Source organism: Acidimicrobiales bacterium (assembly GCA_033344915.1).
GTDB lineage: Bacteria > Actinomycetota > Acidimicrobiia > Acidimicrobiales > Aldehydirespiratoraceae > JAJRXC01.
Genome location: JAWPML010000001.1, coordinates 4,206,785 through 4,231,746 on the forward strand (window position 1 = coordinate 4,206,785; position 24,962 = coordinate 4,231,746).

The 24,962-nt window shown below is 66.0% G+C and carries 27 protein-coding genes and 1 pseudogene; 12 read left to right on the forward strand and 16 right to left on the reverse strand.

All coding sequences use genetic code 11. The features are described 5' to 3' along the window. Nucleotides 1-6: 6 nt before the first annotated feature. From R8F63_20465 to R8F63_20475, 3 genes and pseudogenes are all read right to left on the reverse strand, one after another. Nucleotides 7-429 carry a hypothetical protein gene (locus R8F63_20465; protein MDW3220985.1) on the reverse strand — a complete coding sequence of 141 codons (423 nt, stop codon included), beginning with the start codon at nt 427-429 and terminating at the stop codon, nt 7-9. Beyond that, nucleotides 409-1,359: pseudogene (locus R8F63_20470) on the reverse strand (NAD(P)/FAD-dependent oxidoreductase). Before R8F63_20470 ends, R8F63_20465 begins: the two are co-directional and overlap by 21 nt. A gap of 164 nt (nt 1,360-1,523) precedes the next feature. After that, nucleotides 1,524-1,823, reverse strand: a complete 300-nt coding sequence (locus R8F63_20475; GenBank protein ID MDW3220986.1) for a thioredoxin family protein — start codon at nt 1,821-1,823, stop codon at nt 1,524-1,526. 54 nt (nt 1,824-1,877) lie between these two features. Between R8F63_20475 and R8F63_20480 the strand changes: the two genes are divergently transcribed. Beyond that, nucleotides 1,878-2,312, forward strand: coding sequence for a heavy metal-responsive transcriptional regulator (locus R8F63_20480; GenBank protein MDW3220987.1), 435 nt, complete (start codon nt 1,878-1,880; stop codon nt 2,310-2,312). Nucleotides 2,313-2,796: 484 nt separating this feature from the next. Here R8F63_20480 and R8F63_20485 read toward each other — a convergent pair whose 3' ends face one another. Next, a complete protein-coding gene (locus R8F63_20485) occupies nt 2,797-3,423 on the reverse strand; it encodes a helix-turn-helix domain-containing protein (GenBank protein MDW3220988.1) in 627 nt (208 codons plus the stop codon). An 18-nt stretch (nt 3,424-3,441) separates the two neighbouring features. Here R8F63_20485 and R8F63_20490 point away from each other — a divergent pair, with 18 nt between their 5' ends. The 3 genes from R8F63_20490 to R8F63_20500 all read left to right on the forward strand — a co-directional run bounded on the left by R8F63_20490 (nt 3,442) and on the right by R8F63_20500 (nt 5,183). Next, complete coding sequence (locus tag R8F63_20490; GenBank protein MDW3220989.1) at nt 3,442-3,945, forward strand: hypothetical protein; 504 nt, start codon at nt 3,442-3,444, stop codon at nt 3,943-3,945. Nucleotides 3,946-4,314: 369 nt separating this feature from the next. After that, nucleotides 4,315-4,785 carry a hypothetical protein gene (locus R8F63_20495; protein ID MDW3220990.1) on the forward strand — a complete coding sequence of 157 codons (471 nt, stop codon included), beginning with the start codon at nt 4,315-4,317 and terminating at the stop codon, nt 4,783-4,785. Between the two features lie 17 nt (nt 4,786-4,802). Then, the gene (locus R8F63_20500; protein ID MDW3220991.1) at nt 4,803-5,183 is read left to right on the forward strand and encodes an XRE family transcriptional regulator; all 381 of its coding nucleotides are present in this window, start codon (nt 4,803-4,805) and stop codon (nt 5,181-5,183) included. Between the two features lie 636 nt (nt 5,184-5,819). Here R8F63_20500 and R8F63_20505 read toward each other — a convergent pair. Then, nucleotides 5,820-6,938, reverse strand: a complete 1,119-nt coding sequence (locus R8F63_20505; GenBank protein MDW3220992.1) for a site-specific integrase — start codon at nt 6,936-6,938, stop codon at nt 5,820-5,822. Between the two features lie 225 nt (nt 6,939-7,163). Here R8F63_20505 and R8F63_20510 point away from each other — a divergent pair, with 225 nt between their 5' ends. The 3 genes from R8F63_20510 to R8F63_20520 all read left to right on the forward strand — a co-directional run bounded on the left by R8F63_20510 (nt 7,164) and on the right by R8F63_20520 (nt 8,822). Continuing rightward, a complete protein-coding gene (locus tag R8F63_20510) occupies nt 7,164-7,826 on the forward strand; it encodes a hypothetical protein (GenBank protein ID MDW3220993.1) in 663 nt (220 codons plus the stop codon). Nucleotides 7,827-7,876: 50 nt separating this feature from the next. After that, on the forward strand, nt 7,877-8,398 hold the full coding sequence (locus R8F63_20515; protein ID MDW3220994.1) for a hypothetical protein: 522 nt from the start codon (nt 7,877-7,879) through the stop codon (nt 8,396-8,398). Nucleotides 8,399-8,492: 94 nt separating this feature from the next. Further along, nucleotides 8,493-8,822: a hypothetical protein gene (locus R8F63_20520; protein MDW3220995.1), complete on the forward strand. Its 330-nt coding sequence runs from the start codon at nt 8,493-8,495 to the stop codon at nt 8,820-8,822. A gap of 104 nt (nt 8,823-8,926) precedes the next feature. On the opposite strand, the gene R8F63_20525 is transcribed toward R8F63_20520, so the two are convergent. The 8 genes from R8F63_20525 to R8F63_20560 form a co-directional block, all read right to left on the reverse strand. Further along, a complete protein-coding gene (locus tag R8F63_20525; protein ID MDW3220996.1) occupies nt 8,927-10,138 on the reverse strand; it encodes a cytochrome P450 in 1,212 nt (403 codons plus the stop codon). Beyond that, nucleotides 10,135-10,854, reverse strand: a complete 720-nt coding sequence (locus R8F63_20530; GenBank protein MDW3220997.1) for a PaaI family thioesterase — start codon at nt 10,852-10,854, stop codon at nt 10,135-10,137. Before R8F63_20530 ends, R8F63_20525 begins: the two co-directional genes overlap by 4 nt. Next, complete coding sequence (locus R8F63_20535; protein MDW3220998.1) at nt 10,851-11,741, reverse strand: alpha/beta fold hydrolase; 891 nt, start codon at nt 11,739-11,741, stop codon at nt 10,851-10,853. Before R8F63_20535 ends, R8F63_20530 begins: the two co-directional genes overlap by 4 nt. Next, entirely contained in the window at nt 11,738-13,801 is a 2,064-nt protein-coding gene (locus tag R8F63_20540) for an MMPL family transporter (GenBank protein ID MDW3220999.1), read from the reverse strand. The genes R8F63_20535 and R8F63_20540 overlap by 4 nt, the downstream gene beginning before the upstream one ends. A gap of 113 nt (nt 13,802-13,914) precedes the next feature. Next, nucleotides 13,915-14,475 carry a TetR/AcrR family transcriptional regulator gene (locus R8F63_20545; GenBank protein MDW3221000.1) on the reverse strand — a complete coding sequence of 187 codons (561 nt, stop codon included), beginning with the start codon at nt 14,473-14,475 and terminating at the stop codon, nt 13,915-13,917. 32 nt (nt 14,476-14,507) lie between these two features. After that, entirely contained in the window at nt 14,508-16,148 is a 1,641-nt protein-coding gene (locus R8F63_20550) for an MDR family MFS transporter (GenBank protein MDW3221001.1), read from the reverse strand. Continuing rightward, a complete protein-coding gene (locus tag R8F63_20555; protein ID MDW3221002.1) occupies nt 16,117-17,349 on the reverse strand; it encodes a cytochrome P450 in 1,233 nt (410 codons plus the stop codon). The genes R8F63_20550 and R8F63_20555 overlap by 32 nt, the downstream gene beginning before the upstream one ends. Before the next feature lie 39 nt (nt 17,350-17,388). Further along, nucleotides 17,389-17,805, reverse strand: a complete 417-nt coding sequence (locus R8F63_20560; protein MDW3221003.1) for a hypothetical protein — start codon at nt 17,803-17,805, stop codon at nt 17,389-17,391. A 101-nt stretch (nt 17,806-17,906) separates the two neighbouring features. Here R8F63_20560 and R8F63_20565 point away from each other — a divergent pair, with 101 nt between their 5' ends. The 3 genes from R8F63_20565 to R8F63_20575 all read left to right on the forward strand — a co-directional run bounded on the left by R8F63_20565 (nt 17,907) and on the right by R8F63_20575 (nt 19,374). After that, the gene (locus R8F63_20565) at nt 17,907-18,356 is read left to right on the forward strand and encodes a hypothetical protein (GenBank protein ID MDW3221004.1); all 450 of its coding nucleotides are present in this window, start codon (nt 17,907-17,909) and stop codon (nt 18,354-18,356) included. 349 nt (nt 18,357-18,705) lie between these two features. Next, nucleotides 18,706-19,038 (forward strand): type II toxin-antitoxin system RelE/ParE family toxin, encoded by a 333-nt coding sequence (locus R8F63_20570; GenBank protein ID MDW3221005.1) that lies wholly within the window; start codon nt 18,706-18,708, stop codon nt 19,036-19,038. Nucleotides 19,039-19,053: 15 nt separating this feature from the next. Then, on the forward strand, nt 19,054-19,374 hold the full coding sequence (locus R8F63_20575; protein MDW3221006.1) for a helix-turn-helix transcriptional regulator: 321 nt from the start codon (nt 19,054-19,056) through the stop codon (nt 19,372-19,374). 296 nt (nt 19,375-19,670) lie between these two features. On the opposite strand, the gene R8F63_20580 is transcribed toward R8F63_20575, so the two are convergent. The 3 genes from R8F63_20580 to R8F63_20590 form a co-directional block, all read right to left on the reverse strand. Next, nucleotides 19,671-20,843, reverse strand: a complete 1,173-nt coding sequence (locus tag R8F63_20580) for a site-specific integrase (protein MDW3221007.1) — start codon at nt 20,841-20,843, stop codon at nt 19,671-19,673. 186 nt (nt 20,844-21,029) lie between these two features. After that, nucleotides 21,030-21,725 (reverse strand): ABC transporter ATP-binding protein, encoded by a 696-nt coding sequence (locus R8F63_20585; protein ID MDW3221008.1) that lies wholly within the window; start codon nt 21,723-21,725, stop codon nt 21,030-21,032. A gap of 6 nt (nt 21,726-21,731) precedes the next feature. Beyond that, complete coding sequence (locus R8F63_20590; GenBank protein MDW3221009.1) at nt 21,732-22,814, reverse strand: FtsX-like permease family protein; 1,083 nt, start codon at nt 22,812-22,814, stop codon at nt 21,732-21,734. Nucleotides 22,815-23,014: 200 nt separating this feature from the next. Between R8F63_20590 and R8F63_20595 the strand changes: the two genes are divergently transcribed. Both R8F63_20595 and R8F63_20600 read left to right on the forward strand, forming a co-directional pair. Then, on the forward strand, nt 23,015-24,169 hold the full coding sequence (locus tag R8F63_20595) for a sensor histidine kinase (GenBank protein MDW3221010.1): 1,155 nt from the start codon (nt 23,015-23,017) through the stop codon (nt 24,167-24,169). Further along, nucleotides 24,166-24,786 carry a response regulator transcription factor gene (locus R8F63_20600; protein ID MDW3221011.1) on the forward strand — a complete coding sequence of 207 codons (621 nt, stop codon included), beginning with the start codon at nt 24,166-24,168 and terminating at the stop codon, nt 24,784-24,786. Before R8F63_20595 ends, R8F63_20600 begins: the two co-directional genes overlap by 4 nt. The last annotated feature ends 176 nt before the right edge of the window (nt 24,787-24,962 follow it).

A 24,962-nucleotide genomic window follows, 5' to 3' on the forward strand; every position in this document is an offset into this window, starting at 1 on the left:
GTTCTGTCAGAGCATTGAGCCGAGGTCGGCGGTGACGGTGGGGTAGGCGGCGGTCATGGATTTGAGTTGGCGGGTGGTCAGGTCGAGTTTCATGGCGAGGGCGCAGAAGTTGATGAGTTCGCCGTATTCGGGTCCGAACATGTGGGCGCCGACGATGGTGTTGGTGGTCTTGTTCACGAGGATCTTGACCGCGGCGATGGTTTCGCCGATGCGGTAGTTCGAGTACCAGCCGCTGGTATCGGAGTAGCGGACGTCGAGGTCGATGCCTTGGGCTCGGGCATCTTCTTCGAGGAGGCCGACGCGGGCGAGTTCGGGGATGGTGAATACCGCGGTGGGGACGCCGTCGTAGTCGGGCACGGTGGTCGTGCCCTTGAGCATGTTTGACGCGGCGACCTTGCCTTCGAACACAGCGACCGGCGTGAGCGCCATGCCGGGAGTGTCGGCCGCATCGCCGGCTGCGTACACGGCGGAGTTGGTAGTGCTCTGGAGATGGCCGGCCACGTCCACACCGTTTCCTCCGTAGGCGACGCCGGCCGCGTCAAGGGCCAGGCGAGACAGCTGAGGGACCCGTCCGGCGCCGTGGACAACGAGGTCGGTCTCGATGGTGGTCTCGGCTCCGGCTCGTTCGACGGTGACTCGCTACCCTGACGGCTGAGGCTCGATCACGGTGACGACGCTCTCACGTTGGACATCGATGCCGACCTTGGCGCCACGGGTGATGAGGAGTTCGACAAGGTCGGGGTCGAATCCCTTGAGGGGTCGCTCACCGCGATCGACGATGATGGGGCGGCTGCCGGCGCGGGCGGCGATGTGGGCGAACTCGAATGAGATGAAGCCGCCGCCGATGAAGAGGATGCGGGCGGGGAGTTCCTCGAGGTTCAAGAAGTCGGTGCTGTCGATGAGTTGGTCGGCGCCGGGGAATCCCAGTGGTTTGGGTCGGGCGCCGGTGGCGATCATGAAGTGTGACGAGTTATGCACAGCGCCGTCGATGTCGACGGTGTTGGTGCCGGTGAAGGTGGCGGTGCCATAGAGGGTCTCCACGCCGTTGCCGGTGAGGCCACGTTCCATGTTCTGGGGGACGGGGTCGGTGAAGCCGCGTTTGTGTTTCATGAGGTCGGCCCAGTTGATCGCCAGGCCGCTGTTGTCGATGCCCTTGCCTTGCATAAGTCGGGCGCTGTCGATGATCTCGGCGCCGCGTCGCAGGATCTTCTTGGGGTCACAGCCCCGGAGGGCGCAGGTGCCGCCGTAGGGGAGTTCGTCGACGATTGCGGTCCGCCAGCCGGCAGCCGCGCACTTGTTGGCCGCCTCGACGCCGGCCATGCCCGCCCCGATCACGATGAGGTCATAGGGAGTGGTCATGACAGGGTCCTTCGGTGAGAAGGATTGGATTCTTGGCCGTCAGCGCTCACACGAGGCACCGCGCGGCTGCGCTGGTGCGAGCGGCCGAGCCCGACAGCGGTGTCCCGCAGCAGACACCGAGCCCGGCCGCGCCAAGAGCAACAAGGCTCGCAGAGCTTTCTCTCTCAGCCACGAGACAACACTTCGCGCAGTTGTTCGATCGTCGGCGAGCCGGCCGGGCCGTCGGGCGTTTGGTACACGCGGCACGACAGCCCGACTGGTGCGTCAGCGTCGGCGAAGATGTCGTGGCCGTCGACGAGGATGCTGGGTGATCCGCGGAACCGGGTCTCCTTCGCTGCCTCGGGGGTGTCGACGATCCGGCGTGTGATGTGGAGATCGGGCCGTTCGGCCGCCAGGGTGCGTAGGTGGGCATCGGCCTTGAGCCAGTTCGGGCAGTCCTCGAAGTAGACCAGTGTCACGTCCATGTCTCGACGATAAACCTTGAACCACGGATCAAGGTCAAGGAGTATCGTGTGAGGATGTTGATCGGCGAGTTCGCGGAAGCACTCGGGGTCCCCACCCAGACAGTCAGGTTCTACGAACGGCGCGGCCTGCTGCCGCGGCCGGAGCGGGCGCCCAACGGTTACCGGCTCTACGACGAAGTCGCTCTCCAGCGCGGCAGTTTCATCAGATCGGCCCAAGCGGCAGGGCTGACCCTGGCTGAGATCGGCAGCATCATCGACATCCGCAACGAGGGGGCTGCGCCGTGCACCCACGTGGGTGCGCTGCTCGAAGCGAAACTGGCCGACGTGCGGGAACGGCAACGCCAACTCGCAGCCCTCGAAGGCGAGCTCAAGCACTTGTTGAACCGCAGCGAACTCCTCGACCCCGCCGACTGCGGCGACGACGACGTCTGCCACATCCTCAGTGCGAGAACCGGTCTCTCGTCACCAGATGTTGCATCGAGGCTATGAATCGCCATCTGTCGATGAATGAGTTGGCAGCGAATCGCTATCCAGCGTCACATCATTCGCCTCGGAGCTAACCGCCGTACATAGCGTCGCTCTTGGCGCCACTGGCTCCTGTTGTTCGTCGCCGCCGGGCACGTGGCAGGAGGTCGGGCGGCATCGATCCGGTCCCGGATCGCTACGGCTTCAGTGCGGGATGTGCCAGCCGGGTGCCAGCGGCGGCGTTCGGTGCCGCTGAGGGGGTCATAGCCGGCGTAGTCGACGATGTAGAAGCGGTGGTTGCGTTGCGCGAAGTAGGACATCGCCACCCATCGGCTCTTCGGGTCGCCAACCCGAAGATCACGACAGTGCTGCGGGCGGGATTATCGGGTGCCGGAGAGTTCTCACCCTCCACCCTTCGACCGATCGGTCTGCCGGATTCCGGATGGGTCTGGGGCGCTCGGCCCTGAGCAATACCGGGACGACTCGGCGCGTACCACGCTCGGTGCGGTCAGTCCGCGGCTGGCCCGAGGTAGGTGTGACACATACGAATGAGTTCGTCGGTGGCGTGCTCGTCGGCGATGAGTCGGCCGTCGTGCACGCACGCCTCGACGCTCGAGACGAGGATGCGGACCCTCGTGCCGACCTGGGGTGAGGTGTCGCCGAGTCGCTGTAGGTGCCACACCATCTCGTCGACCATGATCTTCCGGAGCTCGTCGAGGCGGGCATCGAGGGCAGCCGTGCGGGGCGCCCGCCACAGCAGCTCGTCGAGCTGCGGGTCGTCGTTCATCTCGGCAACGGCGGTGACCAGGATCCGACAGAGGTCGGCGAGATCCGGCTCCTCGGCCCGCAGCAGCGGAACGAGCTCGGCCAACTCGGCCATGGCCTCGTCGAGGTGCCGTTCGGCGACGGCGACGACCAGGGCGTCCTTGTTCGGGAAGTACTGGTACAACGATCCGACCGAGACTCCCGCGGCTTCGGCGACGTGATTCGTGGTGGTCGCGTGGTAGCCGCGCTCGGAGAAAAGGCGAGTGGCCTCGTCGAGGAGGCTGGCGACGAGGCGACGTGACCGCTCCTGGCGTGGGCGTTTTCGTGGTTCGGCGTTGCGCCACGAATGCGAGTTGTCACATACGAGCATTACTCACATAGTGTACTCATGCGAACCATCGTCGTCACCTCCGAGTTCAACGCCCCGGCCGAGGTCGTCTGGTCTGGCATCCAGACTCCCCACGCGTTCGTCCACATCGCCAACGGCATGCTCCGCTTTCCTGCGGCATCGCGCCTCGACGGCCCGTGGAAGGTTGGCCAGACCATCGTTGGCTGGACGTTTCTGTTCAACGTCATGCCGTTCTCCAAGCATCATCTCTCGGTCGCCTCGATCGACAACGAAACCCGGACGCTCGTATCTGACGAACACGGCGGCCTGCTCCGGCGCTGGCACCACTCGCTGCACGTCGAGTTCCTGGCCGATCAGCGGTGCCGCTACACCGACACCATCGAGATCGACGCCGGCCCGCTCACCCCCGTCGTCGCCGGCTACGCCCACGTCTTCTACCGCTACCGACATTGGCGTTGGAAGCGGCTGGCCCGCCTACTCGCAGCAGCCAATGCAGCGGCGACAAGGGCGTGTGGCTCGGAATCCGCAAACGCCACTGCTTGACGCTCGAGCGCCGATGACGGTGCCCGACGCCGGCATCGACGTCAAAGACTCGGCACATTGGCCGGCGCCGGGCAAACAGGCCGCATCGAACCATCGCCACCGACCGCCATGACCGGTCGCATCGCGCGTGGCACGCATATCGCTCACGCCACCGGCACCGGCCGACCCGTCCGGGTTCGGCACTTCTGCCGCTGCTGGGGTCGGGCGGTTGATTGGCGCCCATACCGTCCGGGCGGTGTTCGGGGGCGGCGGAGTTGCGGGCGCGGGTCGTGTTCGAGGCCGAAGGGCGGCACAGCGCCGGGCGGAACCCCACCTCCCGATCCCAACATAACCTTGACAGCATAATGTAGTCGACGTTATGTTTGTAGAGTGTCGCCTGTCCGGGTCGAGTTCCACCCAATGTTCGCGAGTCAATACGAACAGCTGGCTGGGCTCGCTTCGGATTCCGATACGCATCTCGAGTTGTTCGGCGACGTGACAGCGTTGCTTAACGCGCTCGAAGAGTTCGGTCACGACGTTGAGGAGGACAATCATCACCCCGACGCAATCAGCCATCCCATTGTCACTTCTCGCTATCGCACCTTCGCCTTGCGGCGAACTCCGCCGACGACGGCCACGCCGTATGCCGACTCGCCGCCGGTCCTGCGGATCCCGTACGTCTGGTTCATCGACCAGGCCACGGGCGACGAGGTTGCGGTCGTGATGCTGGTGGGTGACAAGACGACTTCGGGCAACGACTGGTATCCCGCAGTTGTCAACAAGATCGACAACGCAAGCATGGTCACCGACTGGGAACGGACCCACCCCGACCACAAGGCGACAATCAGGAGGACACGATGACTGCTACGAAACCACCGATGGTTCCCGACGCCGACGAAGACTTCACCGACGAAGACTTCGCAACCGCAACCGACCGAGTCAAGGCCACTCGAGACGCTGCTCTGGCCGACCCCAATGTCGCTGGCATGGTTGAGGCCAAGACGGCGGCTCTCGCACGCAGGGTTGACACCCTGGCGGCGCTCCGTAAGGCGCGTGGGCTCACCCAGGCACAGCTGACCGAGGAGCTGGGCATGACTCAAGGCGAGGTGTCGCGTCTGGAACGGCGAGAGAATCTGCACCTTGCGACGTTGGCCCGGTTCATCGAAGCGACCGGCGGCAAACTGAAGATCACCGCGGTCTACAACGACGACGAAGTCGAGGTCGGAATCGGCGACACAGTCGAGCCCGAACCGGCATGACCATGGCCGTACTGCCCGGACACACTTCGTGGAGCGAACTGCGGCATGGCCGAAGCGAACAGCCAACAGCGTCACCGGCTGCTCGATTCGATCTCGACCTCGGACAGCTCATCTACGACCTGCGGACCGAGGCAGGGTTGAGTCAGCGGGAGCTGGCTGAGCGGATGGGAACAACGCATCGATGATCTCGCGTCTGGAGGAGGGCGGTGACGCGAAGAACCGGATCGATACCCTCGCCCGAGTGGCCACAGCGTTGGATCGGCATCTCGTGCTGTCGACTGACGCTGTTCAGTTGGCGTGAGAAAAGCTCACAGAAAACTCACGGGACAGACGTAAACAGGAGGGAACGGCGGGTTGCAGCGGGGAACACCGACACCGCTCGAAACGGCCGCGGAGCTGGGCAAACGCCCGTTCTTGCAGGTCAGGCGCCCGATACGAGAATCTGTCTCAACGCTCATAACCCGAAGGTCGCAGGTTCAAATCCTGCCCCCGCCACCACTCAGAAGGCCCGGAAACCAGCGGTTTCCGGGCCTTTGTCGTTGTCTGGTCGAGGTGGGCGTCTACCGTGTCATCTACCGACGCTCGACCGCGTAGGCCTGTGACCTGCGTGTTTGCGAGGCTGGGGACGGTAGATGTCTACCGGCTGGTGGTGATGAGGTCAGCGAACGCGGCGGCGGCCGCGGCGCCCATGCCGGGTAGCAGGTGTTGGTAGGTGTGCATCGTGAACCCGGGGTGGGCGTGGCCGAGTCGTTCGGAGACGACCTTGATCGGGACACCGGCGGCGACGAGCAGCGACGCGTGGGTGTGGCGCAGGTCGTGGAACCGGATCCGTGGAAGGTCGGTCTTGGCGACGGTGCGGTTGAACAGCTGGCTGATCGATTCGGGTGACACCGCGATGTGGCGCTGGTTGAGGAACATCGCTGTCGCCGGGTGGATCTGTGCGCCCTCTTCGACAAGGCGTTGTCGCCAGTGTTTGAGCACGTCGAGCGTGCCGGTGTCGAGGTCGACGCGGCGCCGGCTCGTTCTCGTCTTCACGGGGGCTTCGATGGTGCGGCCGCCGGTCACTTGGCGGGTGCGAGCGATTGACACGGTGGCGGCGTGGGTGTCGAGGTCGCCCCAGTTGAGGCCGGCGAGCTCACCGCGGCGGAGTCCGGTGTGGGCGACGAGGTGCAGCGCCGGGAACAGTCGATGGCGCCTGACGATGTCGAGGTAGCTGGCGAGCTGGGATGCAGTCCAGATGGCGGGGATGGTGGAGCGGGTGTCGGGCCTCGGTGGCCGTGCCCGGTGGGCGGGGTTGGTGTCGAGGAGTTCTCGGTCGATGGCGAGGTCGAGCGCGTTGGCGAGTACCCGGTGGACTTCGAGCACGGTCTTGCGTGACAGGGCCTGCCCGTTCTTGCCGCCACGAACGGAGAGGTCGGTGTAGGTGGCGTCGAGGTCGGCGGGTCGGAGCCGGTCGAGTCGCTGCTGGCCGATGCGGGGGTTGATGTAGCGGTCGATCATCCACCGGTACCGGTTCCGGGTCGGATGGGTCAGGTCGCCTTTCGAGGGGAGCCACACGTCGGTGAGGAACCCGGCCACCGTCGAGGGACACGCGGCGGCTGGTCGGGCGGCGTCGATGCGGCTACGGATCGCTTCGGCATCGGATCGTGATGTGCCGGCGGGGTGCCAGCGTCGGCGTTCGCTGCCGCTGATGGGGTCGTGGCCGGTGTAGGCGACGACGTAGAAGCGGTGGTTGCGGTGCACGATGTAGGACATCGCCACCCATCGGCTCGTCGGGTCGCCAACCCGAAGAGGATGCTCGCCGGGCTTGGCTGGCAGACTGGGTTGGTGTCGGAGCCTGTGCGCAATCGCTGCCGTCCTGCGGAGTTGACCGAGGGTGATGTCGCTGCGGCCATCGAGCGTATTCGAGCGAGTGATGGCGACGTTGCGGCTGAGGCGGAGCATGTCGTTGATTCGTTGACGTGGGGCGAGGGTCCGGGCGTGATCCGTCAGTCGGGGCTGCAGGAGTGGCTCTGGTACGTGGTGCCGACGAAGTATCTGACTGATGAGGTCGGCTACATGGGTCGGTTCGCCGAAACGGCAGCCGTGCTCTTCGATGAGCTCGGACTCGACGGGTATGCGGCGATCTGTCGGTCGGAGGAGACCGCCAAGGTCCATGAGGCGTTCGACCGATCGGATGCGGCCGGCCGGTCGGCGCTGAGGAAGGCGATCGAGCGATCCGGTATCGACCCGCCTGATCTCGACGACTTCGCGTGGTCGTCGGTGATGCGGTCCGAAGATGCTCAGGCCCGGTCAGCGGTCGAGACCGCGTTGGAGGACGCGATAAACACCGGGGAGATGACGGTCGGGGCCAAGGGTTGGCGTGGCGTTCAGGCGCGGGTGTGCGCCGCCGTCCTCGAGGGCGACCACCCGGTGATCCCCGGTCAGTCGTGGCGCACGGCGATCGTGACCGAGCGCATCGAAGCGTGGGTGTCTGCTGCCGAGCGCCGCAGCCCCAAGCTCTTCGAGGCTCGAGCACAGATCGCGTACCGGCTTCTGCATCCCGTTGAGCAACCCCCTGAGGCGGACGCAGCGGTTCGCCCGTTGGTGTGGCTGTTGGAGCGGTGGGGTGATGAGCAGCCGTTGACCCAGGCCGGCTACTGAAGCCTGCCTTCGTCCAGTCGCTCCAGGCCGACCGCCCGTGGCAGGACCCGTTGCCGCTCGATCGGCCGGTCAAGAACGAACTCGATGACCGGGTGCTACTCGACCTTCGAGAGTGGCTGCAACGAATCGGCGCGGTCCGCAAACACAAGGCGAGCCTGCGCAGAACACCGTTCGGCCGGGAGATCGCCACCGATCCTGCGGGAGCCTGGCGGGCGTTGACCAGGAAGCTCGTGGGCGGCGACGAGTGGGAGAGATTCGTCGCCGAGACCGGCCTGCTCTTCTTCCTCGCCCAGACCGAACCGATCTCGGACAACGCGGCACCGGTCTTCATCCGCAACTGCGCAATCGAGATGGGCTGGCAGATCACCCGCGACGGAATCAGCGGACCCCCGCCGCTGCGCGACGTGTCCTGGACCTTCATCGACGCCCGACATGTCTGGGACGCCTGGGCACTCACCGTGACGTCCGGCGACTGGGGCAACCGCCGGATCTCGCTCACCGATGCCGGTCAGGCAGCAGCACTCGGCTACCTGCGTCATGTTGCTGCCGGTCCGAATGACACGCCATGGTGAGCAAGAACCGTGGCAGCCGGCTCGATTCGGTGCCGAGGTTTGGAAGGAACGGTTCAGGCGGGAGTGGTCGTTGTGGGATCTCTGGTATTGCATCGTGATCGAACTCGACCACGACGACGATCCCGACGGTCTCCGGGAGGTCTTCATCGATACGACCCGATCACCCGGGTACGGGTCGGGACGTGACGGCGAGGCGAAGCTCAACCATCTCGACGATCTCATACAGCGTCTGGCCGAGGTCAACCGTCGAGACCTTCCCGGCCCCGACGACTTCGCCGACACACGTGTCGTCAAGCGCGCTCGGGACCAGGTCGCCGGCCGGGTGCCGATCGGAATGGCGCGTCGAGACCGAACCGATGCCCAACACGCCCCGAATCCGGTTCGCAGCAGGGGCCCGTTTCGGTTGGGACGCCTTCCCGTGTGACCCGGCCCGCTTCTACGAACGCCTGCGACCGGTTGCCGATGGCAAGAGCCATGTGAACAAGTACACGAGTGAGCGGAGAGAGCTGTTGGTGGTCGGACGGACGCTCAGCCGACGGCGACGTTGAGTTGGTCGAGGCCGCGCAGCGTGAGTCGGTCTCGCCAGGCGGGTTCGGTGTCGAGGAGTTCGATCGTGTTGAAGCGGTTCAGGAGCTTGTTGAGAACGGCTTGGCCTTCCATGCGGGCGAGGTTCGCGCCGAGGCAGTAGTGGATGCCGGTGGCAAAGCTCATGAGCGGTATCTGGCTGCGGGTGATGTCGAATTCGTTCGGATGGTCGATCTTCGACGGGTCGCGGTTCGCGGCGGCGAGAAGAGTGATGACTGCGTCGCCCTCCCTGATCGTGTGGGAATGGAGCTGGACGTCTTCGAAGGCAACCCTGAGGTCGAGTTGCACCGGTGACTCGAATCTCAGGACCTCATCGATGGCCGACGGGATGAGTTCGGGGTCTTGCCGGAGTTTGGCGAGCTGGTCGGGTCGACGAAGCAGGGTGTTGACGGTGTTGCCGATGAGATTGGTCGTGGTCTCGAACCCTGCGGCGAAGATGAGGATCGCGGTCGCGATGAGCTCCGATTGAGACAGCCGGTCGCCGCCATCGCGGAGTTCGATGAGGGCGCTGAGGAGATCGTCGCCGGGGTCCTCCTGACGGCGAGCGATGAGGTCGGTGAAGTAGTCGGCTTGTTGCTGTCCTGCTGCGTTGGCGGTAACCATCTCTTCTTCGGTGACGTCGGGCTCGATCGACTTCGCCGCGGCGAGGGTGAGCGGGCGAAAGGCGTCGCGTTCGTCCTCGGGCACGCCGAGAAGTTCGCCTATCACGCGTACCGGCAGCGGGAACGCAAGGGTGTCCATGAGATCGACTTCGCCGGCTTCGGCGATGGCATCGAGGATGTCGTCGCACATTGTCTCGACGTTGTCGCGTAGGCGTTCGACGCGGCGAGGAGTGAACTCGCGAGCGACGAGCCCTCGCAGTCTCGTATGGTCCGGCGGGTTGAGCAGCAGCATGCTGTCGCGTGCGAACTTCAGGCGACTGCGGGGAGCACCGCCCGGGAGCAACGTCATGGGCTTGTCGGGGTCGCTCTTGCCGAAGCGTGGGTCTCGGAGCACGTTGTGGCAGTCGTCGTACCGGGCGAGAAACCAGATGTCGGCGAGTTCACTCCGGGCGATGGGCGCTTGTTCTTGGAGTTGGGCGTACAGCGGGTAGGGGTTTCTACGCCCCTCCGGCGTGGTCATGATCTCGAGGATGAGTTCGTCGGGCGTGCTCACGGTCGGGTGTCCTTTTCGATAGGGGGTTGGTCGATGAGGGCTGCGAGTTGGTCGAGTTGGACGGCGATGAACAGCGCGGTGGATTCGACGAAGAGACCTTCGGGGCTTGTGCCGGTGCACTCGATGTAGAGCTTTCGGCCGTCCCGTCGGTTCAGGCGAGCTCTGAATTCGAGCGGTGTGGCGAGTGGGCACGGCGCCCGGTATCTCAGGGTGAGCTCGCCGGTGAATGCCATGGTGCCGATGATCGGCAGAAGCCCACCGATGGTCTCGTCGACGCAGGCCGCGACGATGCCGCCGTGCCCACGCCCGGGGGCGCCTTCCCATCCGGGGCCAAGAACGATCGTGCCCACTGCCTCGTCACCGTCACGGCTGATCCGGAGACCCATGCCGAGCGGGTTCGCCGATCCCGACACCGGCGAGTCGTGGAACAGATCGACGAACGCGCCGTCCTCGACGGCCTGTCCCAGTGAGCCGCTGTCCAGCGCGGCCGCGAAGCGCGGACTGGCCATCATCTCGTCGAGACGACCTCTCGCGGGCTGCGCCTCGATCTGGGAAGAGAGTTCGTCGGCGGCTGCAGCGATCCGGTGCAGGTCCGAGATGTCCACGCGGTGCGACACGATGGCATGAGAGAGACGCCGCATGGCGGCTGCGGCTCCGATGCGGGCGGGGAGATCGGGATGATCGTCGGCGGAGGCATCCAGAGAAGAGGCGGTCATGGGCGCTCGGCTTTCGTGTCGGGGCTGAGGCCGGAAAGGAATTCGAGGACTGCATCGACGAAGTGGTCGTTCTGGTCGCCGGCGACCATGTGACCGGCGTCCGCGACGTCGACGAACCGCGAGCCCGGAACGATGTCGACGAACTCGCGTACGGCTTCGGGCGAAACCATGTCGCTTTGTGCGCCCCGCACGACCAGGGTCGGGACCCGCACCCGGGCAGCGGCGTCGAGCAGCATCGCTCGGATCGCGTCGCTCCGTTCGGTCCCTTCCTGTGAGCTGAGGATCTCGTCGGCTCGACCTTCGAGGAATCTGATGTCCCAATGCCAACGCCAGCGATCGTCCGGTCCATGGCGCAGGACCTGGCGCAGCCCGTCGGGGGAGTCTGGTTTGGGACGACCGGTGTAGTCGGCGATGACCTGCGAGGCGTCATCAAGGGTGTCGAAGCCTTCGGGATGCGCGGCCATGAACCCGACGATGCGTTTCACGCCGTCGAGTTCCATGCGCGGCGTCACGTCGACGAGTACCAACGCGCGGTAGAGCTGGGTGACTGAGCGTCCCTGAGCGATCAGGGCTGACATTCCGCCGAGCGATGCACCCACTACCACGGGAGGGCGGGAGAACCGGTCGATCAGTGCTTCGACGTCGTCGCCGAAGTGGTCCCAGTCATAGGAAGACTCAACGGGCCAGTCACTGTCACCGTGACCGCGGTGATCCACAGTCACGGCGTGCCAGCCGGCGCGGACGACCGCGCGGGCGGCCTCGTCCCAGGCCCGGCGGCTCTGACCGGCCCCGTGCAGAAACACCACCGGAGGGTCGTCAGGGTCGCCCCACAAATCAGCGGCCAGTTCGAGGCCGCCGCCGCTCAGCCGGATGGGTTCAGGGGTCATGACACCAGCTCCGGTTCAGGTGGGTCGACAGAGCTGAGCTCGGGATCCTGGTGGACAGCGCCTTCGATGTTGATCTGGGGGGTGAGCCGATCGAGCCACGACGGGTACCACCAGTTGGCTTTGCCCATCAGTTCCATCGTGGCGGGCACGAGAAGGGATCTGACCAGGGTGGCGTCGAAGAAGATGGCGGTCGCCAGGCCGATGCCGAACAGCTTCGTGGTGCGATCCTCAGCGAGGGCTGCCGATCCGAAGACGGCGACCATGATCGCGGCTGCGGCAGTGATGACCCGTGCGGTGGCGGCGAGGCCGTCGGCAACGGCGGTGGCGTTGTCGCCGCTGCGAACATACTCCTCACGGATCCGCGACAGGAGGAAGACTTCGTAGTCCATCGAGAGCCCGAACAGCACCGCGAACAACAGCATCGGGATGAACGACTGGATCGGGCCGGTGGCGTCGAGACCGATCAGATCCTTGCCCCACCCCCACTGGAAGATCGCGACCATCACTCCATAGGCGGCGCCGATCGACAGCAGGTTCATGACTGCGGCTTTGATGGGGATGACGATCGATCGAAACACCACCATCAACAACAGGAACGACAGGCCGATCACGGCGGCGATGAACACCGGCAGCCGGTCGGCGAGTGTCGTGCCGAGGTCCTCGAAGACGGCGGTCACCCCACCTACGTGGACCACCAAGCCGCTGCTGTCGATGCTGGGGATGACCCCAGAGCGCAACCGGTCGAGCAGTTCGCGGGTGGCTTCGTCCTGGGGCGATGTCGTCGGGAACACCGACGCGATCGCGGTGTCGCCGGCCGCGTTCACGGTGATCGGCGACACGGCAGCGACGCCACGCTCAGCCGCGATGGCATCCATCGTCGTTTCGAGCGGTGTCAGATCTCCGCCGGCGGGAAGTTCCGCAGCAACGAGGAACGGCCCGTTGAATCCGGGACCGAACCCCTCGGCAAGCAGGTCATAGGCCCGCCGCGAGGTTTGGGAGATCGGGTCGCTGCCCGCGTCGGCGCTGCCGAGCCGCATCGAGAAGACCGGAATCGTCAACGCGACAAGCAGCAGCGTGCCCACGATGGCGAATGGCCAGGGGCGGTGCTGAACCATCCGGCTCCATCGGAACCATCCCGAGTTTCGATGCGCGGACTCGTCCCGATGCAGCCCCGGGACGCGCCACGAGTCGATTCGGTGCGCGACCAGCCCCAGCGTGGCCGGAACCAGGGTGAGCGTTGCGGCGAGTACCACGACAACGGCGACGCCGACTCCGACCGCGAGGGCTTGCACGATCGGAACTCGCATCAACAACATTCCCGAGAGTGAGATCACGACGGTCAGCCCGGCGAACACGACGGCACGCCCGGACGTGTCCATGGCTCGACCGACTGCGTCGCCCACGGCGAGGCCTTCATGCAGAGCGGCGCGGAAGCGGGAGACGATGAAGAGGGCGTAGTCGATCCCGACGCCGAGACCGACCAGAGTCGCGAGCCGAGGACCGAAGTCGGAGAGCTCCATGGCGTTGGCCAACACGTCGAGGATCGACAGCGCGACACCGAGTGAGAACAGCGCTGTGATCAGCGGCAGGCCCATGGCGACGACCGACCCGAACGACACCAACAACACGATGACCGCGACCGCAAGACCGATTCGTTCCGAGCGACCGCCCGGCCCCTCGATCTCACTGAACTGGATCGCCCGTCCCCCCGCCTCGACCTGCAGCCCGTCGCGGTTTGCGTCGGCGACCAGAGCCTTGAGGTCGTCGATCACCTCGTCGGGAAGTTCGGTGCCGCGTTGATCGAACTGAACCGTCGCGAAGCCCACGGTGGCCTGCTGAGAGATCGTCCTGCTGTCGGTGGCGTAGGGGTCGCTGACCGAGTCGACATGATCCAGCAGTGCGAGAGCGGCGATCAGCGCGCCTACCTGCTGGGTGACGTCGGGCGCGCGAACATCCGCAGCGGCAAACACGATGTCGGTTGTGTCGCCGGAACGCTGGGGAAATCGATCCTCCAACAGATCGAACGCTTGCTGGGACTCGGCGCCGGGTACTTCGAACACCAAGCTCGTCTCGCCGCCCACGCTTCGCCCCAGAACGACCGCGACGATCAACACTGCGACCCACGTTCCGATCACGAGCCAGCGATGACGCGCGCACCACCGTCCAAGCCGGTTCATTCCTCGGATTCCAGGCCGTGGAGCACGAGATCCATCACCGACGCTGCGACCTCGGTGGCATCGAAGGCCGGGACCTCGTCTCGGGCATCGATGATGTGGTGGAGGCCGCTGATGATCACCGCCCCGTAGAGAACCGATGTGGCGACGTCGACATCGACTGACCTGAGGTGACGATCGGCCGCCCCATCGGCAAGCAGTTTTGCGACGGGCCGATGAAAGGCCGATTGCACGGCCTCTGCGATGTGGGGAAGACGATCGATCCGACCAAGTTCGGCCAACAGGACCTGGCAGGTCGCGGGGTCGTTCGCCATCGCGGTGAGCTGCGCCGCGACCAAGTCGCCCAGACGCTCCTTGGCGGTTCGTTCGGTTGCGATCGCCTCGGCAGCAGCGGCCGCGGTGCGGTCGAGCCAGTCTTCGAGAAGAAACGTGAGGACCTGCTCCTTCCCTTCGAAGTAGTAGTACAGCGTCGAGGTCGGAACGCCGGTGACCTCGCGCAGCGCTTCCATCGTTGTTCCGTCGAATCCCCGTTCGGCGAAGACCGCTGCCGCGCCTCGCATACTCGTTCGCATGTCATCGGAAATCGGTCGCATCACATCACCTCGTCGTTTGTGGTCTGTTTGGTGGGGCCACGCTCGCGGTCGACGAATGCCGACGCGCGAAGGGGGCGTTCCTCGAGAAGGAACGAAATCGCCAGCGCCAACAGCGCGACCGGCACGGCCGCGAGGAAGACTTCGCCGATCGTGTCAGCGAGCGCGGCACGCACATCGGCCCGCAGCGCAGGATTGAGCGCCTCTATCTGCTCGGGACTGTTGGCGAGTCGTCGAGCGCTGAGACCAGAAGGCAGACCGCCCGAGGCAACAGCCTCGAGACGTGGTCCGAGTCGGGACGCGAGGATCGTGCCGAAGATGGCCACACCGATCGACGCACCGAACGAACGCGAGAACGAGACCAGCGATGTCGTCACCCCGAGATCTCGAAAATCGACCGCGTTCTGGCTGGCCATGGACGTGATCGGCATGACCGTGCCCATCCCCGCACCGAGCAACGCCATCAGTGCACCGACCTGCCACCCGGAGGTTGCGGCGTCGAGGCGGCTGAGGGCCGCGACCACTGCGACAATGGCCGACGTGCCGACGATGAGGTAGCGCTTGTAGAGCCCGGTGCGGGACATGGCCCGGCCGGCCACGATGGACGCTGCGGTCACACCGCCCATCAAGGGGGCGAGGAGCAACCCCGAGTTCGTCGCGGACACGCCGGTGACGCCCTGCAGGAACAGAGGAAGAAACACGAGACCGCCGTACATCACAGCTCCCACGAGCAAAGCGATCACCACACTGACAGCAACCGGACTCTCGGCGAGCAGTCGAAGCGGCAACAACGGTGCCGGCACCCGTCGGCAGTGGATGGTGAAGAACCCGGCGAACAGCACGCCCACGACGAACATGCCGAGGATGGTGGAAGACGTCCAAGCGTACCGATCGCCACCCCACGCCGACACGAGTACCAGCGACGCGACGGACACCACCAACAGCGCCGCGCCGGCAAGGTCGAGCTTGGCCCCTTGGTCCTCCACGTCGTAGCGAAGGACCCGATCGGTGAGTATCAGTGCGACCGCACCCACCGGGACGTTCACGTAGAAGATCCAACGCCATGACGCGTTGTCGACGAAGAACCCGCCCAGCAGTGGACCCATCACTCCGGCGACTGCGAACACGGCGGTGAAGTAGCCCATGTAGCGGCCGCGTTCGCGCGGCGAGACGAGATCACCGATGATGACGAACGGCATGGACATGAGGCCGCCGCCGCCGAGACCCTGCACACCTCGAAACACGATCAGCTGCACCATCGACTGCGCCAGCCCCGACAGCACCGAGCCGATCAGGAACAACACGATCGCGGCCTGGAACGTGCGGCGGCGGCCGATGTGGTCGCTGATGCGTCCGTAGAGCGTGGTCCCGATCGTGGTCGTCAGCAGGTACGACAACACAACCCACGACAGCTGATCCACGTTGCCGAGATCGCCCACGATGGTCGGCAGCGCAGTCGCCACGATCGTCGAATCCACCGACGCGAGAAACATGCCCGCCATCAAGCCGCTGAAGGCGACCAGCACTCCCCGGTCGATGGCGCCCCCCGTCGGCGCGTCCGCCTCGGATCCGCTGATCACCATGAACGTCGGCCCCGGCGAGATCGGACGGTCACGCCGTGACCGGAATCGAAACGAAGCCACGGAGTATCGGGTTGTGCGTAGCCTCGGCCGGCCCGGTCGGCTGAAGTCGGAGTCCGTGGGCGAGTAGCGCCTCGAGCGCGGCGCGAGCCTCAAGTCGGGCGAGCTGAGCACCGAGGCAGTAGTGAATTCCGTGGCCCAGGGCCAGGTGCTCGGCGGTGTCGCGCTCGATCCGGTAGGCGTCCGGTTCCGAGAACACCGTGTCGTCCCGGTTCGCAGCCGCAAAGAGCAGGAAGACGTTTGCTGCCGCGGGAAGGTGAACGCCGCCCAGCCTGCATGCTCGCGTTGTCTGACGGAAGAGGCCCTGCACCGGGCCGCCGTGGCGCAGACCTTCTTCGACCGCAGCGGTGGCCAGATCAGGTCGGTGTCGAAGCAGTTCGAACTGATCGGGATGATCCCACAGCGAATGCTGCAGGTTGCCCAACAGATTCGTGGTGGTCTCGTTGCCGGCGACGAGAAGCAGAATGCAGAACATCACCACCTCGATGATGGAGAGCTCTTCTCCCTCAGGAGTGGCCTGAGCGATCGCGCTGATCAGGTCGTCGCCCGGGGCTCGGCGGCGTTGGTCGGTGACGTTGGTGAAGAACTCGAACATCTCGGCGAGGTCGCCGCTCACCGCGTCGACATCGACCTGTGCCGCGAGCGAGCCGACGAGGGCGTCGGACCAGCGCCGAAAATCTGCCTGTCGGTCGGTGGGAATGCCGAGCACCTCGGCGATGAGTCGCACCGGAAGCGGCACCGCCAGATCGCGAACGAGATCGGCGTCGCCGCTTGCGATGCTCACAGCGAGTTCACCCACGAGGTCATCGGCAAGCGCTCGGGCTCGCGATTCCCATGAAGCGATCGACTTCTTGGTGAATGGGCGCGACACGATCCGGCGCAACAGCGTGTGGTCCGGCGGGTCGCTCGCAATCAGCACACGCGAGCCGAAGAGCCGATCGAGCCCGATCGCAGTGGCCCGACCCTCGCTGCCCGCCGGCCCGACCCGACCCGACATGAACGCCTCGTAGCCGCGTTCCGACGAATACAACGATGGATGATGAAGCCCCTCGATCACATCGCGGTGACGAGCCACCAACCAGGTGTCGTTGCGTTCGTCGTAGGCAACACCAGTATTGCGGAGGTCGGCGTACGCCGAATACGGATCGCTGATCACCAACGGTGAGAACAGGTCTGGCAGATCTGGATGGGGTTGCGTTTGCATCGACGGCAATTTCCTCGTGTGGAGTGGTGAATCCGGCGGTCAGTCGGTGCTGTCGGGGCGTCCGCTGACAGGTTCCGCAATCGTTTCCACGATCGCCGTCGTGCGGTTCTGCAGCCGATGAGAGAGGTCCCGGTGGAACCACTGGGCGATGCGCGAGGGCGATGCCGACACCAAGATGCGATGCGCACCGAAGTGTGACAGCGCCGAGTCCACGGCTGCGGTCACATCGGAGCCGCCGACCTCCCCGCTGACCCCCACCCCCAACAACTCGAGCCGAGTCGTGGTCTCGGTTAGGCGAGCGTCCGCTTGATCTCCGCAAGCGACGATGAAGACCTCGACGGGCGGATCGCTGTGTACGTAGGCATTGACTCGCTGCGCCAACCCCTCCTGAACGAGTTGATCCGTCGACACGACAAGAAGCTTGATCACCTTCGCCAGCCCTTCTGGATCCGTCATCGAGAACTCGGTATTGGAAACATATTACAAGTTACAGTTCCGAGTCCTCGCGAGCAAGCGCTGCTTCTCGGATCCTGAGCAACCGCGCCAAGACCGTCCCGATGCTCAACACGCCCCGCATACGGTTCGAAACGCTGGCCCAGTTCGGTTGGGACGTCTTCCCGTCGGATCCGGCCCGCTTCTACGAGCGTCTGCGACCGATCGCCGATGGCAAGAGCCATGTGAACAAGTACAAGAGCTTCGACGTTGTCGACCGGCTCGTGACGCGGCTCGCTGATCTCGACGGTCCGCGCCGCAAGCTCGTCGACCGGGTCAGCCTCTACCGTGCGTTTCACACCGCCGTGCTCGTGCTCGCCGACCGCACTGACGACAGCCACGGAAACGTCGGCGAGGCCCGGACCACCGCATGGGAAACGTACCTCGCGCTCGACTGGCGCGGTGCCGGCGTCGAGCCGGCCGCATACTGGCGCGACATCTGCGCCCTGCTGATCTGGGACCCTACGCCCTCGACTACAAGGCCGAGACGACTGGTTCACCCAGGTCCACGGTGACGAGATCGGACTCATCGCTCAGATTCTCCAGGAGCTCGAAGGCGAGCTGCGCGCGGCGATCCTCGACTGGGAGGCTGACCGTGCCTTCGAAGCCGTGGCGCACCTCTAGCTCGCAACCGGACACTCCGACGGCTTCGTCTATGCAGCGAGAGGGCTCGGTTCGCGATCGTGGCAGCCGATCGTCGTCATGGCCGAACACGCAATCGGATCAGGTGACCGGGAGACGGCGGGAGCGGTCTTCGATGCGGCTGACCAGCCGGGTTTCCACCAGAGCCTACTCGTCGACCACCGCGCCAGCCTCGGACTCAACGTATGACCGCTCTTGCGTTATCATCGCTTTGATGCGATGATGGCGGTGGCCGGGGTCGAGGCACACGACGAGATTGTCGCGTGGCTCGACTCGCTCACCGAAGCTGATTGGCAACGCGTGTCGGTGATCATCGATCGACTCGCTGAGTTGGGATCGCGGGCTCGGATGCCGTTGTCGAGGAGTCTCGGTGACGGACCGTTCGAGCTGCGGTTCACCCTCGGTTCGGCAGCACGGCGAATCACCTACCGGTTCACCAAGGACGGCCGGATCATCTTGCTGGCCGCGTTTCGCAAGCAACGCAACAACGAACCGACCGGGGTAGCTCGAGCCCGCACGGTCGCCGAGGAATGCGCGAAGCGCTTCCCCTACTAGAAGAGGAGAACGACGATGGCCAACTACTCCCGATGGGAAGACATCAAGAACCGCAAGGGCACCCCGTCGGCCGAGACACGCGCTGGGGCCGAGCAGGACCTCGACCTTGGTCAGCTGATCTACGACCTGCGCACCGAAGCCGGCCTTTCCCAGCGGGAGCTCGCCGAGCGGATGGGGACGACCCAGTCGGTGATCTCCCGACTCGAGGAAGGCGGCGGGGCACGCAACCGGGTCGATACCCTCGCCCGCGTGGCCAAGGCGCTTGATCGGCACCTGGTGCTCTCGTTTCCGGCCGAGGTCCCCGACACGCTCACCGATGCCGTCCAGGTCTCCTGAGACGGCGTCGAAAAGCTCACAGAAAACTCACGAACCAGTGGGAAACAGCGGGGAACAGCGGGGAACACCGGGCACGACCGCCGGGGCTCGAGACCGCTCCTGAGCTGGGCAAACGCCCGAGTCGGCTGGTCAGGCGGTAGTTGCCCGAAGTAGTCCCAGCGTGCTCATAACCCGAAGGTCGCAGGTTCAAATCCTGCCCCCGCCACCAACTTGTGAGTGAAGGCCCAGGTCAGAGACCTGGGCCTTGCTCGTTGCTTGCGCCTTCTACCGGGTTCCGGGGGTGTTCTCCCGGGCGTTCAACCGGCTTTCACGATCTTGGGGTTTTCGCTGGCCCCGCCAGGGCTGAGGAGCGCTTCGAAGGTACGGGCCGCGTCAGCGCCCATGCTGGGGAAGGTGTGCTGGTAGGTCTCGACGGTGAACACGAACTGGGCATGACCCAGCCGTTCGGACACGACCTTCGGGTTGATGCCAGCGGCGAGGAGCAGGCTGCCGTGGGTGTGGCGTAGGTCGTGGAGCCGGATGACCGGTACGGGGGCACGGCGCACGATGCGGTCGAAGGTCTGGCTCAGCGAGTGCGGGTGGACGCGTCCACCGCTCGCGGTTGTGAACATCCAGTCGGGATCCTTGACGCCGGTGGCGGTGTACTCGGCGGCCTGGAGTGCCCGCCATCCGGCGAGGACCGTGAGGGTGGTGGGGTCGAGGTCGATGCAGCGGCGGGAGTTGGCGGTCTTGCCGCGCGTTTCGTGGAGCTCGTAGCCGACGGCGACGAGCCCGCGGTTGATCGACAGGCGGGCGTGCTTGAGGTCGAGGTCGCTCCAGCACAGGCCGAGCAGTTCGCTGCGCCGCAGACCGGTGTTGGCCGACAGCCACAGGGCGGGGAACAACCGGTGTCCGGCCGCAGCCCGCAGGAACGCTTGGAGCTCGTCGGAGGTCCAGGCGTGCTGTTCGATGCTGGGTATGGCCCGCAGCCTGGGCGCTGAGGCGGCGAGGGCGACGTTGCGGTTCACCAGTCCCCGTCGAACGGCGTGGTCGAGCGCTCCGCGGATGATCAGGTGCACCTCATAGACGGTCTTCGGTGAAAGGGGCCGGGTGCCGTCGCTGGGGTGCAGCATCGAGTCGTAGAGCCGTTCGAGGTCCTGGGGGCGGAGTCGGCGGAGCCGCTTGCGCCCGAGCGCCGGCAGGATGTGTCGCCGGGTCTTGTGGACGTAGCTGCGGTGGGTGCTCACCTTCAGCTCGAGACGCTTGACCGGGAGCCAGTGGCTGGTGAGATAGGCGCCGAAGGTGAGCGAGCGGACCTCATCGTTGCGGCCGTCGCGGTCTGCTGCGAGCCGGGCGACGAGCGCTTCGGCCTCGGTGCGATCGGTGCCGGCGGGATGCCAGCTGCGCCGTTCCTTGCCTGTGACAGGGTCGAGTCCTTCGTAGATGACCGCGTAGTAGCGGTCGCGCTTGCGGGCGATGTGTCCTTGCATGGCGGGGCCTCCTCGTTCTGCCGGATCCGGGCGGTCCGGACCCCGGTAGAACGATCGGTAGAACCATCGCGACCCCATGTCGAGAGGCAACGAAGGTTCACGTCAACCGGCGGGTGGGGCGTGCGAGTGCGTGGTTGCGCAGCGGTAGAACGCGCTTGCCGCACGACGCAGATGGAGGCGGTCCCGTTAGAGCGGCGCGGCGTCCCGGTCTGTGGCTGGGTGGAGCGCTCCGTCGGCCAGGCGCAGGGCATGGTCTGGGTCGTGGAGCTGGTGGGGAGCGTGGGTGACCACGACGGTCGCGGTTTGTCGGGTGGTGGTGAGCTCGGCGAGGAGAGCCATGATCTCCCGCCCGCGGGCATCGTCGAGCGCTGCGGTGGGTTCGTCGGCGAGCACGACTGAGGGGTTGCCCATGAGTGCTCGGGCGATCGCGACGCGTTGGCGTTCGCCGCCGGAGAGCTGTCCGGGTCGGTGGTGGAGCCGGTCGCTGAGCCCGACGGTGGCGAGCAGGTGGTGGGCCTGGTCGCGGTCGTCGGTGGTGATCTTGCCGTCGAGGTGGGCGACGAGCTCGAGCTGTTGGATGGCGGTGAGGGATGGGAACAGGTTGGCGCTCTGGAAGATGAGGCCGATGTGGTCGCGTCGGACGGTCGCTCGGCGCCGGTCGGGTGCTTCAGAGAGGTCCTCGCCGTCGATGAGCACCTGCCCCTGGTCGGGTAGGCGCAGGAGGCCGGCGACGGCGACGAGGGTGGACTTGCCGGACCCGGACACCCCGGTGACCGCGATGAGCTCGCCTGGCCCGACGGTGAGTTCGGTGTCGTTGAGGATCGTGAGCTGGTCGGGGCCGTCGGCGACGGTGACGTGGATGTCGTGCAGTTGGAGTGTCATGGGTCCTCAGGGCTGGGAGGTGAGGGCGATGGCGGGATCGACGCGGGTGATGCGTCGGAGCGCGACGAGGCTTCCGAGCATCCCGGCGACGATGAGCAGGACGGCGGAGGAGATCAGTGATCCGGCTTCGAGTCGGAACGGCACCTCGCCGCCGATGAGTGAACCGGCTGCGACCGCGACGGCCATCCCGAGCGCGGTGGCGGTGGTGATGATGATTGCGAGCTGGCCGAGCGCGTCTCGCACGACATAGCTCGTCGAGGCGCCGAGTGCCTTCAACAGGCCGATCTGGTGGGTGCGTTGCACGGTCCAGACGGTGAAGAACGCGCCGACCACCAGCGCGGAGATGAGGACGAGGAACGTCCGGATCAACGACATGGTGGCACTCTCGGCCGCGAAGCCTGGTGAGCCGTCGTAGGCACCGGCCTTGGTGTAGAGGTCCATGCCGCTCTCGTCGGCGATGGCTTGGAGATCGACGTCTCCCGGGTCGCGCAGCGCGACGGCGTTGAACCGGTCGCGGTGGTTCTCCCCGTAGACGAGGTTCTGCCAGGTGTCGAGCGAGGTGAACGCGAGCGACACGTGGCCGTAGGAGCCGCCATAGGTGAAGCCGAGCACCGGGAGCGTGATGTCGGGCCCGACCACGGTCAGCTCGTCTCCGATCTCGATGCCCTCGTCGGCGAACGCGTCGCTGAGCACCAGACCCCCTGCTTCGAGTGCGTCGTCGCCTCGTTCGTCGGCAGCGAGGAAGCTTCCCGGTGGGGTGCCGAGCAGTGCCAGGTCCACCGTTGCGCCGTCGGGGGTGCGGGCGTTAAAGAACGACAGGCCGACCGGCGCCGCATCGTCTCCGAGGCGGTCCTGCCAGGGTGCGAGCTGGTCGGGGCCGAGGCTGGACCGACTGAACTCCGAGCCTGAGCCCTCTTGGAACGCCACGTGGGTCAGAGGGAGTCGTCGCAGGCCCGAGATGCCGTCGTCGACGAGGCCGGTTGCCAGGCCGGACAGCAGGCCGGCCAGCAGCGACACCAGGGCGATGACCGCACCGACGAGCGCGAAGCGGCCACGGGCGACGAGCAGATCTCGCAGGGCGAGGTACACGGGCGAACCTTTCAGCGATAGGACGGAACGTGCTACGCATCGTGGCGGCGACCGCGGCAGATCGACATCAACCCGGGTGTTGGTCGCGAACCATCCGAAAGGATGACCCTGCGCAAGGCGTGGGGGGCTGGGCCGTTCGTAGGCTGGATCGAGTGGTTGACGACGAAGCTGGGGTCGCTGGGCAGAACAGGTCGCTGCGCATGCTGCGAGTGGTCCAGCACGTGCTGTTCACGGCCATGGTCGCGCTCGGATTGCTCCGGTCCGCGTTCGATACTGGGGTCACGGCGGGCGAAGCGACCATGGGTGCCGCCCTCCTCGGCTGGTACTGGGCGGGCTGGGCGGCGGCCCGGCGGTGGCGGCGACCCTCGCCACGGACGTGGCTCGCCACGGTGAGCGGCTTGTGCCTTGCTGCGGTGTGGGTCTCGCCTGACTTCGCCTGGGTGTCCTTCGCCGTGTTCGTCGCGTTCGCCACCACGCTCGCACCGGGCCCGGCGGTTGCCGCCATCGTGGCCATGGCAGCGGGGACCGGTGCGATCTTGGTCGGCCGCTGGCCCGATGATGGGCACTGGGCGGCGCAGATCGTCGGTCCGCTGGTCGGTGCTGCGGCTGCCGGCGCGCTCGTCGCCGTCGGCCGCGTCGCCGCCTCTGAGACTGCCGAGCGCCAACAGCTTCTCGATGAGCTCCTCGCCACCCGTGACGACCTGGCCCGAGCGAACCTCGCAGCTGGGGCCAGGGAGGAACGAGAGCGTCTCACGGGCGAGATCCACGACACCCTGGCCCAGGGATTCACCTCCGTGGTGATGGCCGCTCGGCGGGCACGCCGAGCGTTGGAGGACGACAAGGCCGCTGCCGCGGTCGCCGAGGTCGACCACATCGAGGAGTTGGGCCATGCCGGCATCGAGGCGGCTCGGCGTCTCATGGGCGCCATGGCACCCGTCGAGCTCGATGATCGCACTCTCCGTTCGGCCCTGGCGCTGCTGACAGTCCCCGACCCGCGAAGCGGTTCACCGGTCATCGACATCCGTTTCGACGGGGATGATGAGCCCCTGCCGGTCGAGATCGAAGGAGCGCTCCTGCGGATAGCCCAAGAAGCGCTGACCAACGCACGTCGTCACGCGCAGGCCCACCGGGTGGTCGTCACCCTCACCTGTCAACCCTCGACGGTGAGCCTCGACATCGTCGATGACGGCGCGGGGTTCGACGCGGATGCCGTCGCTGGCCGAGGGTTCGGGCTCTCCAGTATGCGCGCCCGGGCCCAACAGCTGGGCGGAACGCTGCACGTGGATGCTGAGCCGGGCCGCGGCTCGACCATCAACGCGACGATCCCGCTCCCACACGGGTCAGGAACACGATGATCCGCATCGTGGTTGTCGACGACCACCCTGTCGTGCGTGCCGGGCTGCGCACGGTCCTCGACGCAGCGGACGACATCGACGTCGTGGGCGAGGCGCACGACCACGACACTGCGGTCTCCACGATCACAGAGCTCGAACCCGACGTCGTGGTGCTCGACGTGCACCTTGGAGCCGGTCCGAGTGGACTCGACGTGCTGCGAGAGGTCCAACGATCCCAGGCCCGCCCGCGCGTGCTGGTCGTCACCGTCTTCGACAACGACATCGACATCGATGCGGCGATCGAGGGCGGTGCCGCCGGGTACGTCCTCAAAGATGCGCCCGAAGTCGACCTGATCAGCGCCGTTCGGGCCGTCGCCGCCGGCCACCAGCCCCTCGATCCCCGAGTAGCCGCCAGAGTCGTGACCAGGTCGGTGCGCAACCCCGACGTCCCCTCGCCACGAGAACTGGAAGTTCTCGCTGCGGTTGCCGACGGTCTTGACAACGCCACCATCGCCCGCGACCTCTACATCAGCCAGGCCACGGTCAAGACCCACCTGGCCAGCGTGTTCGCCAAGCTCGGTGTCGTCTCCCGCACCGGTGCGGTCGCCGAGGCACGCCGCCGGGGTCATTTGCGGTGAACCGCGCGCATCGACGCGGTGGGCACCGCCCGCGACCTGCACTTCGCCACCAACCCGAGAAAGTGCCGGCCATGCTGGGACTCAGTGGCAGATCCCGTTCGACAGTCTGACGTGAACCGCCTGGGTCTGATGGAGGCTCGGACGTGTGCGCATTGGGAGGGCCCTCTGGGGACGGC